The organism is Asticcacaulis sp. (assembly GCF_051954415.1).
In the GTDB taxonomy this organism is placed as follows: domain Bacteria; phylum Pseudomonadota; class Alphaproteobacteria; order Caulobacterales; family Caulobacteraceae; genus Asticcacaulis.
Genome location: NZ_JBQCHT010000045.1, coordinates 159,948 through 175,355 on the forward strand (window position 1 = coordinate 159,948; position 15,408 = coordinate 175,355).

General features: G+C 57.1%; 17 protein-coding genes. 4 read left to right on the forward strand and 13 right to left on the reverse strand.

Annotated elements, in window-relative coordinates; genetic code table 11:
• Nucleotides 1-102 precede the first annotated feature (102 nt).
• Together ACTHND_RS17585 and ACTHND_RS17590 are read left to right on the forward strand one after the other, a co-directional pair.
• Entirely contained in the window at nucleotides 103-1,032 is a 930-nt protein-coding gene (locus ACTHND_RS17585) for an HNH endonuclease (RefSeq protein WP_440179269.1), read from the forward strand.
• Nucleotides 1,033-1,119: 87 nt separating this feature from the next.
• The gene (locus ACTHND_RS17590; RefSeq protein WP_440179270.1) at nucleotides 1,120-1,698 is read left to right on the forward strand and encodes a GIY-YIG nuclease family protein; all 579 of its coding nucleotides are present in this window, start codon (nucleotides 1,120-1,122) and stop codon (nucleotides 1,696-1,698) included.
• Between the two features lie 20 nt (nucleotides 1,699-1,718).
• Here the strand turns inward: ACTHND_RS17590 and ACTHND_RS17595 are convergent, their stop codons facing one another.
• The 9 genes from ACTHND_RS17595 to ACTHND_RS17635 all read right to left on the reverse strand — a co-directional run bounded on the left by ACTHND_RS17595 (nucleotide 1,719) and on the right by ACTHND_RS17635 (nucleotide 8,720).
• On the reverse strand, nucleotides 1,719-2,138 hold the full coding sequence (locus tag ACTHND_RS17595; RefSeq protein ID WP_440179271.1) for a very short patch repair endonuclease: 420 nt from the start codon (nucleotides 2,136-2,138) through the stop codon (nucleotides 1,719-1,721).
• Between the two features lie 53 nt (nucleotides 2,139-2,191).
• Nucleotides 2,192-3,340 carry a DNA cytosine methyltransferase gene (locus ACTHND_RS17600; RefSeq protein WP_440179272.1) on the reverse strand — a complete coding sequence of 383 codons (1,149 nt, stop codon included), beginning with the start codon at nucleotides 3,338-3,340 and terminating at the stop codon, nucleotides 2,192-2,194.
• A 180-nt stretch (nucleotides 3,341-3,520) separates the two neighbouring features.
• Nucleotides 3,521-3,778: a hypothetical protein gene (locus ACTHND_RS17605; RefSeq protein ID WP_440179273.1), complete on the reverse strand. Its 258-nt coding sequence runs from the start codon at nucleotides 3,776-3,778 to the stop codon at nucleotides 3,521-3,523.
• 380 nt (nucleotides 3,779-4,158) lie between these two features.
• On the reverse strand, nucleotides 4,159-4,950 hold the full coding sequence (locus ACTHND_RS17610) for a hypothetical protein (protein ID WP_440179274.1): 792 nt from the start codon (nucleotides 4,948-4,950) through the stop codon (nucleotides 4,159-4,161).
• Nucleotides 4,951-5,230: 280 nt separating this feature from the next.
• Nucleotides 5,231-6,979, reverse strand: coding sequence for an ABC transporter ATP-binding protein (locus ACTHND_RS17615; RefSeq protein ID WP_440179275.1), 1,749 nt, complete (start codon nucleotides 6,977-6,979; stop codon nucleotides 5,231-5,233).
• 19 nt (nucleotides 6,980-6,998) lie between these two features.
• The gene (locus ACTHND_RS17620) at nucleotides 6,999-7,253 is read right to left on the reverse strand and encodes a hypothetical protein (protein ID WP_440179276.1); all 255 of its coding nucleotides are present in this window, start codon (nucleotides 7,251-7,253) and stop codon (nucleotides 6,999-7,001) included.
• Nucleotides 7,246-7,695: a hypothetical protein gene (locus ACTHND_RS17625; protein WP_440179277.1), complete on the reverse strand. Its 450-nt coding sequence runs from the start codon at nucleotides 7,693-7,695 to the stop codon at nucleotides 7,246-7,248. The genes ACTHND_RS17620 and ACTHND_RS17625 overlap by 8 nt, the downstream gene beginning before the upstream one ends.
• On the reverse strand, nucleotides 7,692-8,036 hold the full coding sequence (locus tag ACTHND_RS17630) for a hypothetical protein (protein WP_440179278.1): 345 nt from the start codon (nucleotides 8,034-8,036) through the stop codon (nucleotides 7,692-7,694). The genes ACTHND_RS17625 and ACTHND_RS17630 overlap by 4 nt, the downstream gene beginning before the upstream one ends.
• 72 nt (nucleotides 8,037-8,108) lie before the next feature.
• Entirely contained in the window at nucleotides 8,109-8,720 is a 612-nt protein-coding gene (locus tag ACTHND_RS17635) for a response regulator transcription factor (RefSeq protein WP_440179279.1), read from the reverse strand.
• A 524-nt stretch (nucleotides 8,721-9,244) separates the two neighbouring features.
• Here ACTHND_RS17635 and ACTHND_RS17640 point away from each other — a divergent pair.
• Together ACTHND_RS17640 and ACTHND_RS17645 are read left to right on the forward strand one after the other, a co-directional pair.
• Nucleotides 9,245-9,469, forward strand: coding sequence for a helix-turn-helix domain-containing protein (locus ACTHND_RS17640; RefSeq protein ID WP_440179280.1), 225 nt, complete (start codon nucleotides 9,245-9,247; stop codon nucleotides 9,467-9,469).
• Entirely contained in the window at nucleotides 9,466-10,806 is a 1,341-nt protein-coding gene (locus tag ACTHND_RS17645) for a HipA domain-containing protein (protein ID WP_440179281.1), read from the forward strand. Before ACTHND_RS17640 ends, ACTHND_RS17645 begins: the two co-directional genes overlap by 4 nt.
• Before the next feature lies 1 nt (nucleotide 10,807).
• Here ACTHND_RS17645 and ACTHND_RS17650 read toward each other — a convergent pair whose 3' ends face one another.
• From ACTHND_RS17650 to virB11, 4 genes are read right to left on the reverse strand one after another with little or no spacing between them, the layout of a single operon-like run.
• Nucleotides 10,808-12,223, reverse strand: a complete 1,416-nt coding sequence (locus ACTHND_RS17650; protein WP_440179282.1) for an LPD7 domain-containing protein — start codon at nucleotides 12,221-12,223, stop codon at nucleotides 10,808-10,810.
• Between the two features lie 10 nt (nucleotides 12,224-12,233).
• Nucleotides 12,234-12,371, reverse strand: coding sequence for a hypothetical protein (locus tag ACTHND_RS17655; RefSeq protein ID WP_440179283.1), 138 nt, complete (start codon nucleotides 12,369-12,371; stop codon nucleotides 12,234-12,236).
• Nucleotides 12,368-14,365 (reverse strand): type IV secretory system conjugative DNA transfer family protein, encoded by a 1,998-nt coding sequence (locus ACTHND_RS17660; protein WP_440179284.1) that lies wholly within the window; start codon nucleotides 14,363-14,365, stop codon nucleotides 12,368-12,370. The genes ACTHND_RS17655 and ACTHND_RS17660 overlap by 4 nt, the downstream gene beginning before the upstream one ends.
• Nucleotides 14,362-15,408, reverse strand: coding sequence for a P-type DNA transfer ATPase VirB11 (gene virB11, locus ACTHND_RS17665; RefSeq protein WP_440179285.1), 1,047 nt, complete (start codon nucleotides 15,406-15,408; stop codon nucleotides 14,362-14,364). The genes ACTHND_RS17660 and virB11 overlap by 4 nt, the downstream gene beginning before the upstream one ends.

Here is a 15,408-nt window from a genome sequence, read left to right on the forward strand (position 1 = left end):
CGGATCGAAGGGCCTAACTTGGAATGTCACAATAAATGTCACTATAAACCATTCCGCCGGTATAGTCGGCGACAAGAATCGCCACCCAGGCCGAGGTTCAAAATGGTTACGGATCCGCCCTCTTCATTAGTGACCTTATCAGGCCCCCACAAAGTGGCTCTGAATTGGTTTGCCGCGAGAGCGGGCGAGGAAATCGAATGGCCTAAACCGCTCAATAACGGCCTTTATCTGCTAAACAAAGCCAAAGGCATTCATAAGCCAAAAAACTGGACGCACGCCTTGAGCGTCAGACAAGCCATCAACAGCCCCTATCCCGACAAGGAAATTGTTTTCCAGGACGATGGCAGCTGGGAGTTTGAATATTTTCAAGAAGGCGACGACCCAACGGCTTGGCAGAAAGACTTCACCAATGTGGCTTTGATGCAAAACATTGCTAACCGCGTGCCCGTCGCCGTCGTCAGGCAGACCAAGTTGAAACCTAATCCACTATACCACGTGATGGGCTTGGCCGTTGTGACAGGGTGGCGCAATGGCTACTTCACCTTGCAAAGCCTTGACGCGGAACCTATCCGTCCAACGGTAGCGGAACCGTCTCCGCCTATCGATTTGAATGACGCGCGCCGTCGAATGGAAAAGGCCATTGTCGTACGAGAAGGCGCTGGCGCGTTCCGCGCAAAAGCGCTGAAAGCTTTCAAAGGTCAATGCGCAGTCACCGGGTGCAAAGTGACAGACGTTTTGGAAGCCGCACACATCGTGCCTTACCTGGGCACGCACACGAACGGCATTGGAAACACTCTTTTGCTAAGATCTGATATTCACACGTTGTTCGACAAAGGTTTATTGTCCATCGATGATAAAAACTTGACGGCAAAGATCGAGAAGTCTCTTAAACCCACTGAATACGGCTACCTACAAGGCAAGGCGATTAACCTACCTAAGGGAGATTTGGGTTTTTGGCGGGCGTCTCTTAAGCTGCGTTCGGAATTGCTCAAAATGAGCGCTGTTGCTAGCCCCAAGACGGAATCGATCTAATCTGTAGAGACAGGCGCTTCATCTATCCTTGACGCCTTGGGGATATAAAGTCGCTTTTAGGTCTGACAAGCAAACTAAAGGGCGAGCATGGCTGTCGATTTCGAATTCAGAAAAAAAGCCGTTCGATCCCTACCCGCGGGCATCGGCGTCTATATTCTATGCGATCTCGACAACGTGCCGATCTATGTTGGTCAATCTAAGGACGGAATTCGTAAACGCGTCGCCAGGCACTTGACATCCGCTCGCTCGGATATCATCGCCAATAGGCAACTCGACGTCTGGGAAATTGCCTATGTTTGGGCCTATCCCGTGGAATCCCGTGACGAGATCACGCCCCTTGAGGCAAAGCTATTTGTCCATTTCAATAGCCAATCCGCCTTGATAAATGGCGCCGCCATGACCTACGCTGGTGAGACCACTGCCATTCCCGATCCCGCCATGATGGTCCAGGTTATGACCGACGACGAAATTAGCGAGCGCCGTGATCCTGTTCAACGACTACCGCGGCAGGCCTCCCATTATGCGCAAATCGTCAGCCACTTTTTGGCGGTAAAGAATTCCACGCAGATCGCCCGCGCCATGAGCGCACACTTTGAACGCCTACGCCGATACCATGGAACCCTCTTGGGTTCCGCCGTTCCGGATGAAGACGCGGTAGAGGAATAATGATTCCCTTCCGACCCAGCCTATACCGATAAGAACGTCGACAGGCGCAAGCGCAGCGCGTCTTGATCCGCCATCTCACATTCCCAAATCGTCAGCGCCCGCCAACCTGCAGCCTTCAGGGCAGCAAGGACTGCGTCATCTCTCGTGCGATTGCGGCCGACCTTTCCTAACCAATAGTCGGTATTGGTTTTGGGAATGCGCTTCCCGCGTTTGCAGTCATGTCCATGCCAAAAGCAACCATGAACAAAGATAACCTTCTTACGGGAGGCGAAGACCAGGTCAGGCTTCCCCGCGAGATTTTTTGCATGAAGACGATAACGATAGCCCATCGCATGGACTAACCGTCGCACCTGCATCTCAGGTTTGGTGTCCTGAGATTTGACGGCACGCATGGTTCGTGAACGCAATTCGTCAGGGGCAGTGTCGGGCTTACTGTTCAAATTTGCGCCTTAACGTCATCTCCAATGACGACACTATAGTCGCAAGACGCGCCTTAAGCGACCTGAGTGGACTGCTTTTCCAGCAGCTCCAGAAGTGGCTCGAACACAAACTGCGCCAAATGGCGGACCACAGGCACCGCGACGCCATCGCCAGTCAAATGGTAAGCGTCATTATATTTCTTCGGCAAGCGATAGGAGTCTGGCAACCCCATAAGCCTGGCCGTTTCTCTCGCCGAAATCAATCGCGACCGAATTTTCTCGCCGTCCACAACAATAATGGTCTGGCGGCTCGATCCACCCGAGGGCGTGCGCAGGCAGCCCGCGACATCGTCAAAACGCACTTCGGCGCGCTGAACCTTTACGCCATTCTCGTCAAACCGCGTGCGCTTGTAAATTGCGCCAACCATCCGACGGCCGGCGCGCTTCGCCGCGGTCACCTTATCGGTGTTGACCTGAGACATCATTTTCAGCAACTTCGCCGTCTGATCAGGCGTGTGCCATTCCACGCTGTCCGGGTTTTCCTCGATAAGATCTGCGAAAGTCGACGTCCGATGCGGCGGCGTCGGCACATTCCACCACACCATCTTCTCACGCGTTCGCGGCGACAAGTGAGACACGGCGTTACACAGCCCCTTTGTATGGAAGGGGGGAACATGCTCAGAAGCCACCAGACGGCTATCGATCTCGATGTCGGCGTGGACGCCGATAACAAAAAGACGGGGCCGGGAATGCGGCACAAAAAGCGACGCGTCGATCACCACGGCGCCGAACCGATAATTAGCGTCCGCAAACGTGTCGCAAATCGCCTGAAAATCCGTGCCGCCGTGTGAGGTCAGTGTGCCCACTACGTTTTCGAGAACGATAAGCTTCGGGGCGCGCTTATCGGCGATCAATCCATGCAGAACATCCCAAAACGGATAGAAAGTTCCAGAACGCGACCCCTTCAAACCCGCGCCGCCGCCGGCTAAGGACAAATCCTGGCAAGGGAAAGACCCCCAGACCAAATCCGCCACCTCGGGCAAAGACTTTGCATGAACCTGTTTGACGTCACCCACATGAAGCACCCCCTCGGCGCCCCAATTGTGCTGATACGACATACCTTTTTTAGGATCGAAGTCGTTTGCAAACAAACAGGTCCATTCACTGCCCAAACCCGCCCTTGCCATGCCGCCGCCAGCGAAGAATTCATAGAACTTGGGCATGGAAACCTCTCGCATTCAAGTGAATCACCGATGCCGTGATTCGGGTGAATAATTCTCTATTTTTCCGTCACTAAGCCGCAAATTTGAGCAGGCTACGAAAAACTTCGTTCTATAAATGTTCTCATTTTGCAAGTAAAAGGTCAACCCAAGTTTTATTCTGCCACGCTTACGCAACAAACGCTAATCACTCTCAATAAACAAGAGTACTCCACCCGGCACACTGTCGCCGGCGCGTTTCGCAGAGCCATTGGCATCTACCGCGTCAAAAATACGCTTCTCTAACTCGCCGCGCCTCGGGTCTGCCTCAGTGGCCCACACCGCCAAAACAGCCGCGTCATCCAGACCAAGCTCATCTTGAAAAAAGCGAACAGCCTCAGTCGCCACCTCTTCATCCGTGTAATCATAAAGGCGATCCGAAATATCAACAGAAACAGTCATTGCAATCTCCAAACGACACCTTCCACACATATTATATCAAAAACAATAGAATATCAAATTATATTATTCGGAATTTCAATCGATTCTTGCTGATTTTCATAACAAGTCTAAAGAATTTGAAATAACTAATCAGTTTTTCTCGCTATAAAACAGAACATACCGTCGTTATTTAACTTACTTTAACTCGAATACTAATTCAAGACTGAAATCTATATATGTAAATATTTGCATAAAGGAGTATTTTCCTATAACAATCTCATATAGTTGAGGCACCTGCGTCACACGTCTATGGCGTTTGACGGCCATGGAAATAACTTTCCGGTTACACGCCCCGCAAAACCTGTAATGCGCCCCGGCAACATGCGTCTATCTTTTGGCAATCAATTGTTGACTTGCTTTGTCGCGAATAACATTTGGGCCCCTTGAGCTAAAGCATCTTTGCTCAATATTTCTAGCAAGGCGTCTTCTCTTTGGTTGGCCTGCGAAAATATATCCTGGTCGCGTTGCTTTTCAGCAGCAGTTAATTTTCGGCGGTCGTCGTACAACGCATTTAGAAGCTGTGCCAGCGTGCGATCTGACGCGCCTGCGCGGTCGCTAATGTCGTTCACAACTGCCTCGGGCGAAAGACCTTTAATCGGAACAGGTTCTGAGCACACGAAACTGGCGACATCATCATAAACCACTCTATGAGGGCCAGCGACGGATTTGGGATCTGAAACCTTAAGCTTCGCCACTATCTCGGAGGGTTTAATCATGAGTGACTTTTCTAGGATTTTTCCAGTCTGAAATGCGGTGTCATACTCACGCCAGGTCTTGAACCGAGGCGCGGCATAAAGCACACGAGCGCCGCCTTTCTCATGACGTTCCAGTATTTTGAATTGTGTGCCGCTCGTATCGATCGGAAATCGCCAAAAAGGACGCTGCAACTCCGGCTTGGTTGGCATCGCTTTTCCAGCGCGAAACCTTTGTAGTTCGTGGCCTAGTTTGAATTGAAGCAAAACGATGACGCCTTTATCCTTAAAGCCGACATCGAACGCTAATTTCTTCTCGTCCCGCAGATTTGGCAGAAATGGCGTCGCGTGTACGCCCTGGTCAGCCAATCGCGCTTCCATTTCACGCGTGATGCCAAAACCATATGAAAATTCGGATAAGCGTTCATGCAGATCAATCATGGCATTTCCTGATATCGCGAATTTGGGTGCTCATATGAATAACGTAACTTCGTCGTAACTGGTAAGCCGATGTAATAGCAGAACCAAATTGCTCCACATCTAAAGTTTTTGAAGTAGCTTCGCCGCTCTAGGTCTGCAAAATTGCCCGTTTACCTCACAAGAGCAATCAGACCAAGTCATATGATTCCGACTGTGGAGCTTAGATTTTACCAAATTGTGCCAAGTTTCAATTACCGCCATTTAGTGAATTCAAACGCCCAAACACTGCATAATTGCTATTTCAAGGCTCATCTCTGGCAGTCCAAAGGCACCTGTATTCCGTTGACGCGGCAAGTAGGTCTTGGTGACGCCCATGAGCGAGCAGACGTCCTCCAGACAGGAAAACAACTTTGTCAGCCAAGCCCGCCAACTCGATGCGATGGCAGATCACGACAAGGGTCGTCTCCCGGCCATATCGAGCGCGCAAATCGTTGATTATGGTTGTTTCGCTGGTTGGATCTAAGGCTGAAGTACTTTCATCGAAAATAATGGCCGGGGAGTGAATGCCGGCGACCCGGGCTAGCTCCAGCTTTTGCAGTTGGCCACCAGATAACCGTTCGCCCTGCTCTCCGACACACACATCTAGTTTCAGTTCGCGATTGTCTTCGTGGAACCGCCATTTTTTTAGGAGTGACGAAAAATCAGCCTCTGTAAAGGTGGTTGGCGGATAGAGGCCATTGGCCAAAAGGGGTCTATTAAACATGCCCGCGACTTGCGGAATATAGAGCACAGAGCGGTGGCGTTGACTGAGGGGGACAAGGTTTATAGCCTGCCCTCCAATCTTTACGAGCCCCCTGTCAGGGGCAAGGATACCAGCCATTATCTGCACAAGCGTCGATTTGCCCGATCCATTTGGCCCGACAATCACAGTAAATGTGCCGGGTTCAATATCCAGAGTCACGTTCTGGAGCACGGCCTGATTGGGCACATAGCTGAAAGATACATCCTTCAGACTTATCCTGGCCGCTCCCTGCCTCACAGGCTCGATTTCGCCACAGGCTTCTGATTTGGCCGTCATTGCCAGCACCTCACGGATATTGGCAATAGCCACACCCGATTGGCTGAGGATGAAGCCAATACCACTCAGCGGGGCGGCTAATCGTAGGGCATAGGCTTGGAGAAGGATGAAATCTCCCACGGTCATTCGGTGGGCCAGGACGTCGATCGTCCCCAGCGACAGCAGGACGATCAGCCCGGCGCCGACCACACCATACTGCCAGCTGACCATGGCGACAAGCGACCACATCATCCCGACATCGGCCTTCGTCTTGTTACGGAAAAGCGCGCGTAGGTTATCGATTTCCATATCCAGTGCGCCGTTGAACACGACCCGACGGGCATTGCGCAGGACGTCACCCGTCTCGCGTGACACCGCGCTGATGGCCTGGTGTGCGTCGGTCGAACGGCGCTTATGCGCTTTGGCTGTCAGCCAGGTCGTCAGGACATAGCCTACCAATGTGATCGCCAGGATCAGAGCGAAGTGAAATGGGATCAGAGCGCAGACAAGCCAAAGACTGCCTGCCAGTTGCAGGACGATCGGTATGGTCCTCCAGATCAGGCCGTCAACGACAATCGACAGACTGTTAGGCAGGCGCTCCAGTTGCCCGAGCATAGCACCGCTGTCGGATGTCTTGCTCTTGGCCGAGTCCGGCAAATAAGTTCGCATAGCCGACGTCGCCATATCTTCCGTCATCTGGTCTATGACGTGGGTCGAATAGACCGATCGTACGGTCGACAAGATACTGGCGCCGGACCATGCCACGACGAAGAGGCCGACGAGGACCAGAATGGAGCCGATTGCAATGTCGTTCGCGAAAGCGTCCACGAGCCGTTTGAGGAAATAAGGTCCAAGTATGCCGAGTGCGACACCGGCGAGTTCCAGGACGATGCCAAGGGCCACCTGCCAGCGCATGCCGGCTTTTGGTTGGATCATTTTTTGGGCAAGGCGGGTTATGATCTGGAACGTAGACAGTGGTCTGATCTCTGGCATCGTACGTCCCTCCCCGCGATCAGTTGAGATCCCCGTTTCCGCGCTTCTTGGTTTTCTGAATTTCGGCACCCGGACCTTCCAGGTGGGCCACGTAGTTTCTGAGACAGCGGACGAACACCTCGTCCAGGGCATTGGCACTATCGATCATTCCGACCTGGCGGAATTTTGTGGCCAGTTGGTCGATCGCGTCGATCCCCTCTTCGATCAGGAAGTCATCCTGATCGTCGTTGCTTTGTGGGGCTGGGACAGCTTGCAGCTTGGGACGCCTAGACATCGGCAAGCGCCTTGAGCCGGTCCACGTTGCGCACGGCCCATCGGTGCTCCGCGACGCCGGCGCCTAAGGCCGCGATCAGGTAATATCCACTCAACAGCCCCAATGAGGTGATGTAGGCGAAATAGCCGAGATGGCTGAAGATGCCGGCCATGAAATGGAGCGCCAGGGCGCCAACCATCGAAGATGCGGCGAATAGCGTCCACAGGCGTTTGGCCTTCAGTGAGATGCCGCAGAGGATAAGCGCCGTTGCGCCGTCGAGAATGATGCCCGTCACGGTCGGATCGTAGTGCTGCTGCACGAAGGGCGTCAGGAACCAGGTGAACAGGATCGTGGCGGCAGCCGACCGCTCGGCCCACCCGCCTCGCCAGACGGCCAGTCCGCCGGCGACGACTATGCCGACATAGCCGCCCCAGAGCCAGACCTGGTGCAGGACCGGCATCATGCGCGCGTCACTTCGGTAGTGGATTGTGCACCTGGATGAACCGGCACGTCGTGATCCGGCATGGGCTTGTCCTGTCCAGTGCCGACCGCAACGGCCGCGCCGCCCATGTGGGTCTTGACCTCATCGAGATGCGTATGGGCGTCCGTGATGTGCCGGCGCGCATCGCCAAGAGACGTGGTCGCCTTCACGATAGAATCCACCGCCTTGTGACCCAGCATCCCCGAAAAGCCGCCACCGACCCGAAACCGTGTCAGCGTCGCTATGAGCTCACCGGCCTCGGTCAGGGCCTGGTCCACGGCATTTTCCGTTACGAACAATTGCTCCGCGCCTGCGATAATCATGTCAGATCTTTTCACGTCTTTGGTCCTGTAGCTGTCGCCGTTTCCGGCCGGGCTGGCGCCCGGCCGGCAGGTTCACCGAGCCCGGACGCCTAAATCTTGAATGGTTTGAAGAAGAGCACCTGCGCCGGCGAGGATGCCGACCGTGATCATGAGGACCAGGAGCGTGGACACGCCGAGCAGGATGAACCACCTGGGCGTGGTCAAGGTTTGCAGTCGTGCGTAAAGCCCGACAAACAGGCCATCCCCCTTGGGTTTACGGCGATCCTGCCCGTCATCCAGACGCGCAGTCGCATTGTTGCCGAGGATCTGTCCAGGATCACCTGGGATATCTTCGTCTGGCGGACTGTCGTTGCGAGGATGTGTATTTGACTGTTCATCCGGCCAGCCTGCCCCACTGACATCGACGGGCGCCATTCCCTCCGGTTGGGATTGCCAGTTTGGTACTAGGCCAGATTGCGCGTCAAAGCGGGCGAGCAGGATCAGCGCTTCGCGAAGCGTGTCGGCGCCTAGTCTTTTCCTTGCTTCGGTCGCATGGGCCCGCACTGTGTATTCGCTCCGGCCGAAGGCGCGGGCAATTTCCTTCGCCGTCTGGTGGGAAGCCAGAAGACGCAGGACTTCGAGCTGCCGCGCCGATAAAAGCGCAAACAGTGCCTTCAGCGCGTCTGCTGACGGTTCCTTCGCCAAACGTTTCCCTCCAAGCGCTCAACCTTGACATGAAAGCTAAACACTTTTAGCGACTAATTCCGTCGAACGCTTCATATTTTTTTACCGTTCCATACAGTAAAAATTGTAACATTATCCGATGGTTCCGATGTAATCGCATGCATCAAATCTGTCCGGTGACGGGCTGTCGCACCTGACGTTTAATTGTCTGGTTACGGAGGATCCTACGCTGGATTTGATCTCAGGTTTTCCGCGATGCGCAGGGCATTGCCTTCGATACTCGAATATCCAGGTCCTGATAACCATGGCCGGCCAGCGAGTGGCTTTGTCTTCAGGCGGAGCCATGGGTAATTGGGAGACGACTTCACACAGATGGACGTGGGCATTGCTGGTACCGGTGCCTCATCGCCTTTAAATATATGTGAAACGATATATTTCGCTGTCTGAGCGTCCAAAACAGCATTTTATAGCAAAAACGATATATTTGTTGTCGATCGCTGCCGTTTGTAGTAAATTATAGTTTATTCGCTATAACGCTGGCCGCCATGGAAACGATACACACGCTAAAAACCGATACCGACCTGGGGCGCGTCATCCGTGAACGCCGGCGCACACTTGGCATGACGCAGGGCGATCTGTCGAACCTCTCAGGCATTGCCCAGCCCAACCTGTCGAAAATCGAGCGTGGCGAAGCCGACGCCCGCCTGGATACCTATTTACGGATCTGTTTCCTGCTCGGCATTGACCTCGTCGCGGTGCCGCGCTCATGAAAATGGAAGTCTGGCTGGAAGCCCACGAGCAGCGCGTCGGCGTCCTCGAACGCGCCGATGACAAGCGCCTGACCTTTACCTATGATGACAGGCTACAAGCGGCGGCACGCATTTCGTTGTCGATGCCGATCACGGATCAGCCCTACAGCGATGCGGCCTGCCGAGGTTTCTTTGAAAACCTGCTGTTCGAAGGCCCACAGCTTGATCGCGTCCTCGACAGCTACAGACTGGACCGTGGGGATACAGGCGCCCTCCTCTACCATCTGGGTGGCGACTGCCCCGGCGCTATCTCCGTAACCCCGGAAGGCGAAGGCCCGGCCAAACGTCCAGGCGTCTTCCCGGATGACTATGACGCCATCAACGAGGACCACCTTCTCGCCATCGTCCGCTCATTGCACATCGAACGGCGCCTGCTCGAAGAGCACCGCGACCCCTCGCCGCTCGCCGGCGTGCAGGGAAAGATCGCCGTCCTCTATCGGGATGGAACCTACTACCTGCCGAAACCCGGCCGACGCGCGCCCACGACCCACATCCTGAAGGTATCGCCCCAAGGGGATCCGGAACTGACACGGTACGAAGCCGCCCTTCTTGGCCTTTCGACCCGCTGCGGACTGCCAACGACCCAGTTCGAAGCCAAAACTTTCGACATAGGGTCTTCGACAGTCCATGCCATCCTCGTCGGACGCTTCGATCGCGATATCCACGGGAATGAGATCCGTCGCATCCATAGCGAAGACTTCTGCCAGGCATTGGGCCTCGCCCCCTCCCTGAAGTACGAGCGCAATTCCATGTCGCCCGATCACCGGTTCAGCGCCCAAGCCGTGGGCAAAATCGCCACCCAGGTCACGGCCCCCGGCCTGTTTCTCCAGTCGTTCCTCGACCAGACCCTGTTCAATCTCCTGGTCGGCAACACCGATAACCACGGCAAGAACAGCGCCATCCTCTATCGCGGCGGCGGCATTGAACTGGCGCCACTTTATGACGTGGTACCCGTCTTCATGGACAAGCGCGTCACGCATCAATTCGCCTTTCGGATGGGTTTGGCTGATTATGCCGAAGACCTGACCGAAGCCAATTTGATCGAATTCATGGTTGACCTCGGCTACCGCCGACCGAGCGCCAAGCCCGCGCTCGGTCGGATGAGCAAAATCGTCGATATCGTCAACGAGAACGCGGCGCCCCTTGGCGGCAAGCGTCTGTCCGACGCGGTGTCGGAGCAAATGTCCGTCGTAGCCGGAGCCTTAGGCACCGACCTGGGTATCGAGGTGCGCGATTATTTTGGCCGGCAAACGCGGGATGACAACGCTGAAGGCGGTGCCTGGGCGATTACCAGCTAGTCTAGCGGTACCGTTCCTTGAGCGGCTCGCGCCGTTCGGTTGATCTTGTGTGATCGGAAGGCCGGGCGCCTTTTGCCGGAGGTGTGGCCTGCCGGGCAATCCTTTCCCTGACACTGTCCCGCAAGCGGTCGAGCTTCACCGCTTCCCAGGCATTGCGTTCGACCTCGCGTTTTTCCAGCCGGATACCCTTTCCATCTTGCGATGGCACCTTGACCGTTACCGTCACCGGCTTTTGCCCCCTGAAGGCCAGTGCGATCTGGTCACCCTTCCCGACACGGCCCGCCTCCAGGGCACGCGGCAGGTCAGCGCCCCAGATCTTCTGCCGCCGACCAGCTTCGTCTACCAGAACGACATAGTGGCTTTGCACCTCGCCTGCCTTATCCTGGTAGGGCGCCGTCCCCGTCTCGGCCAGCTTGCCGACGTGTATCCGGCCCTTGCCGAGCTTCTGGGCGGCCGCTTCCCTGGCGGCCGTAATGGCCGGTTCGGAATCGCCCCGGGCGCGCATCGCCTTCGCAAGCGCCGCCAAAACCGCCTCCTGTCCCCGTGCAAGCTCCGGTCTGTGTTCAGGTCGGCCGGCATCTTCGACATGTGGGAAGCCGGGGTAGGTCTTTTCGGGGGCCGGTTCGTGATCGTTTGCGATCGTATTGCGGCGGCCACGATCCGGCCCAAACTCGGACCGCATCTCATCGAGACGGACCTTGTCCAGCTTGGTCGGCCGATATCCCGTGACGTCGAGGCCGCGCAGGCCCGCCTGCAGCCACGCCTCGCGACGGAACGCCTCGGTTCCGGAGACCTTCAGCGTCTCCCATCCCCGGGTCTCTGCCAGGTCGACCATGGAGCTGACGATGCCCGGCGTTTCATGGGAGGTGACCAGTCGCTTGCCCAGCGTCTCGAAGGCGACCTCTCCTGAACGGTCCCTGAAGTGATATTTCTCCTCGGCCTTCAGGTACTGCTTCTCAAGGCCCTCGAGCAGCAGCCTGTGCCGCACCGCATTGGGGTTTGTATCTGGCTCTGGCGATATCGGCGTCGCTTCTGCAGGGTTTGAGGGCGTGGTCGATGTCGGCTCGGCCGCATTCTTCGTGGCTTCGAGCCAGGGCTCTGTAGACGGTCGGCGCTTGCGACGTCCGGGCTCGACCGTATTGACAACCAGGGGATAGGGTTCCGGATCACTGAAGACAAGCGGTCGCGGCACGAACGTCGGCACATGTTCGTCCCAGATGCCGGCCGCCATGCGCATGTCACGTTGGCCCAGTTTCAGGAGGTCCCGTTGTATGTCGAGAATCTCGGTCTTGAGCGCGTTCTGCCTTTTCTTGTCATGGTGCTCGAATTCGTTCCACGGCAAGGCGTCGAAACGGGCGGCGATGGCCCCGCCGGCCTCATCAAGGTCATAGTCGGGTTTTGGTGCTGGTTTCGCCATCTCTTTGCCCTCAGCCTTGGCCCGCGCCATCGGGCGCTGGGTTTGCCGGCATCTTGTGCAGGCCGATCGGCGCCAGTGGTGGCCCCGACGAACAGGCGGAAAGACCGCCAAGGATTGCCAGAAGGACCGCGAGTTTGTGGATCGTCATGTCATGCCTCCAATGGTCGGGCTTGGGCTATCGGATGGTCCAAACAGGATTTCGTCGGGCTGGACGTTCGCCAGCGAGAAAAAGGTTTCGACCAGCCGGTCGATTTCGTCTTGTGACGGGTTTTCCTGGTCGGTGATCTCCGGCAAATCGTCGGGGTCGATATCAAGGGCCGAGAGGTCTATGTCACTGGCAACGAGCGGCGGCTCCGGACGGGCAAGGCCGGCGACATGGCCAGCGATATCGAGTTGGGGCACCGAGCTGGAGAGACGTCTCTCGGTGAACGCCATGCGCTCCAATAGCGTCTGGGTCGGCGGCCACTTGAGGGTGTGAGGTGAGGACAGGGCCGATTTCAGGCGGTCCATCAGGTTCCGATCGCGGTAGTACCGCGCCTTCTGGCACCGTATCGGCCGGGCATTCTCCAGGACAATGATCTGCTCATCCTCCGAAAGCGCCTTCAGTTCCTGGGGCAGCATCAGGGCGCGCCGCTGGTCCGACACGTTCTCGCTGTTCGATCCGCCGGCGCCGAAGCCACGGTTCATGGATCGCCCGGTCGACCGGCTCTTGACGGTCGTGTACCCGAGCATCTCGCTATAGGCGTTGGCGTCATGCTGTTCCCTTGGCGTGAACAGGATCTGCATGGCGTGGTTGGTGATAAGGGTGCGCGCGTCCTTCACACCGTAGGTCGCCTCGAGCTGGGCGATGCTCTGGACAATGGTCAGCAGGCGCAGGTTGTAGCTGGCGATGAAGGCATTGGCCTTGGCAAGGATGTTGATCTTGCCGAGCGCCGGGAACTCGTCGAGCACCAGGAGGCAGGGATAGGGATGGCGACCTGCCGAAGGCAGGCTTCGCGTATTCAGGTTGATCAGCTGGCTAAAGAAGACGTTGATCAACAGAGACGCCTCGGCCAGGCGATTGGGCTGGATGCCGATATAGATGGTCGTCCGCTCATCCCGTATCCGCGTGATGTCGAAATCACTGGCCGATGTCGCGGCATCGACCAGCGGGTTCGCGAACAGGATCAGCGGCGCGTTGAACGAGCTGATGATATTGGCCAGCGTATTCTCGGTCGCGCTCATGAAGCGATGGAGGGCGTCCAGGCAGGCGTGGGAATAGGGATGGCCGGCCGTCTCTCGCGCCGCGATTTGCCCGGCCAGGTATTCCTTCAGCCCCCTGCCCTTTCCCGCGGACTGGCGCATGATCTCGCCTATGGTTGGCGGCAGTTCCGGCGTCTCGAGAACCATCAACGCCAGGCCAAGGAACAGGTTGCGCGCGCTTTCGGCCCAGAAGGCATCCTTTTCGCCGGGCAGCGCGGGATAGAGGCTGGTCGCCAGGGCCAGCAAGTCACCGGCGCGCAGATGCGGATCGGGACTTATGGCGTCCAGGGGGTTCCACCGGTGGGTATGGCCATCCTCCGCAAAGGGATTGAACAGGAACACCTTCTGTCCGTGGTCCGCCCGGTATTTGGAGGTGAGGAGGAAGTTCTCAAGCTTGATATCGAGAACGACAATCGAATCCGGCCAGTTCAGGAGGTTCGGGATGACGACCGAGACGCCCTTGCCCGATCGGGTCGGCGCCGCCAGCAGGCAGAACTGCTGCCCCGGAAACAGCAGAAAGCGGCCGTGATGCTTGCCGACGATGATGCCTTTACCGCCCATCAGCCCGGCCCGCTTGATCTCCGACGGCAGGGCAAACCGCGCATCACCGTGCAGGGACGGCTCCGGACCACCCATCCAGCCGAGGATCAGCCCGAACGGAAACAAGGCCAATGCGCCCGGGACGATCAGGCTCAACAGCAAGAGACGCCGCTCCGTTTCGATTGGCCAGTAGCCACGGACATACCCGATCCAGGTCAACGGCGTGACGTCCTGCGGAAAGGTCTGGTGCATCAGGAAAAACACCGCGCCAGCCGCCCACAAAGCGAGCACAGGCCCGGCGATGACCCAGGTCACCAGGGCGGCGGCGCCCGCAACATGCCTGTTCGATGCCTTACTCATCTTGGCTCGCTCGCCTGTATGCGCATCTTCAGGCCCGGGTCGAACCACACCTCATCGACAAATCTCTGCTTGGAACCCTTTCGTTCACTTGTAGAGTCTCGCTCGGCCCGGACATGCAGGATGACGTCGAGGGTCAGCATGACGAGGCGTTTCAATCCGTTCGCATCAAAGATCCCCGCGTCACTGTGCTCCTTCGCCATCAGGACATAGCGCTCGAGCGCCAGCGCGCAGCTTTCGGCATGGAACGAGGTGATAGAGCCACTGTGGCCTGTCGTCAGCAACTTCAGGAAATCGAAGGCTTCGGACCCTCGCAGCTCGGCTAGCAGCACGCGGTCGGGCCGCATGCGCATGGACGCGGCGATCAGGTCGGCCGCAGTGACCTCGGCCACGCCCTGACCGCCCTTGCTGTAGAGCAGGTGCACGGTGTTCCCATGGTCGGGCAGCTCGAGTTCGCGCACGTCTTCGATCGTCACGATGCGCTCGTCCCGCGGAATATCCCGGCACAAGGTCTTCATGAGCGTCGTCTTGCCGCTGCCGGTGTCCCCGACAACCGCAATATTCCGTCGCCCCTTGATTGCCAGGGCCAGGAACCGGGCCAGATCCCTGTCGCGCAAGGCCGTGACAAGGTCCCGATCGATGTCAGTTAATGCGGGCCGGTCTTCAGTTGCCTCGCCCGCCCATCGGAACCGACCAAAAGCGCCTTCGGCCTCATAATCCTGCAATCGACGGACACGGGACGCCGGCAAACGGATCGACAGGCTGATCGCCTCGGCCGGCACCGCCGGCGGCACGACGATCTGGACACGCTGCCCCGCCGGCAGGATCGCGGACAAGATGGGGTGTCGTGGGCCAATATCCTGGTCCGTGTAGGTCGCCACCGCACGCGCCAGTGACCATAGCCAACCGTGGTCGAGTTCGGGGACCGCGGCATGTTGCCAGCCCTCCCCGACCTCGTACACAACCTCTCCCGGTCGATTGACGACGATCTCGGTCGCCTTAGGGACGGCAAGGAACGGCTCGAGCGGCCGCAGCAGCTCGCGCAC

What these genes read in the sequence shown, in the direction of transcription:
- ACTHND_RS17630 (WP_440179278.1), bottom strand. Translation starts at nt 8,036, where the DNA reads ATGATTATCGCAGGCGCGGAGCAATTGTTCGTAACGGAAAATGCCGTG.
- ACTHND_RS17650 (WP_440179282.1), bottom strand. Translation starts at nt 12,223, where the DNA reads ATGGCGAAACCAGCACCAAAACCCGACTATGACCTTGATGAGGCCGGC.
- ACTHND_RS17620 (WP_440179276.1), bottom strand. Translation starts at nt 7,253, where the DNA reads ATGTCTAGGCGTCCCAAGCTGCAAGCTGTCCCAGCCCCACAAAGCAAC.
- ACTHND_RS17610 (WP_440179274.1), bottom strand. Translation starts at nt 4,950, where the DNA reads ATGATTGATCTGCATGAACGCTTATCCGAATTTTCATATGGTTTTGGC.
- ACTHND_RS17605 (WP_440179273.1), bottom strand. Translation starts at nt 3,778, where the DNA reads ATGACTGTTTCTGTTGATATTTCGGATCGCCTTTATGATTACACGGAT.
- ACTHND_RS17615 (WP_440179275.1), bottom strand. Translation starts at nt 6,979, where the DNA reads ATGCCAGAGATCAGACCACTGTCTACGTTCCAGATCATAACCCGCCTT.
- ACTHND_RS17625 (WP_440179277.1), bottom strand. Translation starts at nt 7,695, where the DNA reads ATGATGCCGGTCCTGCACCAGGTCTGGCTCTGGGGCGGCTATGTCGGC.
- ACTHND_RS17585 (WP_440179269.1), top strand. Translation starts at nt 103, where the DNA reads ATGGTTACGGATCCGCCCTCTTCATTAGTGACCTTATCAGGCCCCCAC.
- ACTHND_RS17655 (WP_440179283.1), bottom strand. Translation starts at nt 12,371, where the DNA reads ATGACGATCCACAAACTCGCGGTCCTTCTGGCAATCCTTGGCGGTCTT.
- ACTHND_RS17640 (WP_440179280.1), top strand. Translation starts at nt 9,245, where the DNA reads ATGGAAACGATACACACGCTAAAAACCGATACCGACCTGGGGCGCGTC.
- ACTHND_RS17590 (WP_440179270.1), top strand. Translation starts at nt 1,120, where the DNA reads ATGGCTGTCGATTTCGAATTCAGAAAAAAAGCCGTTCGATCCCTACCC.
- ACTHND_RS17645 (WP_440179281.1), top strand. Translation starts at nt 9,466, where the DNA reads ATGAAAATGGAAGTCTGGCTGGAAGCCCACGAGCAGCGCGTCGGCGTC.
- ACTHND_RS17660 (WP_440179284.1), bottom strand. Translation starts at nt 14,365, where the DNA reads ATGAGTAAGGCATCGAACAGGCATGTTGCGGGCGCCGCCGCCCTGGTG.
- ACTHND_RS17600 (WP_440179272.1), bottom strand. Translation starts at nt 3,340, where the DNA reads ATGCCCAAGTTCTATGAATTCTTCGCTGGCGGCGGCATGGCAAGGGCG.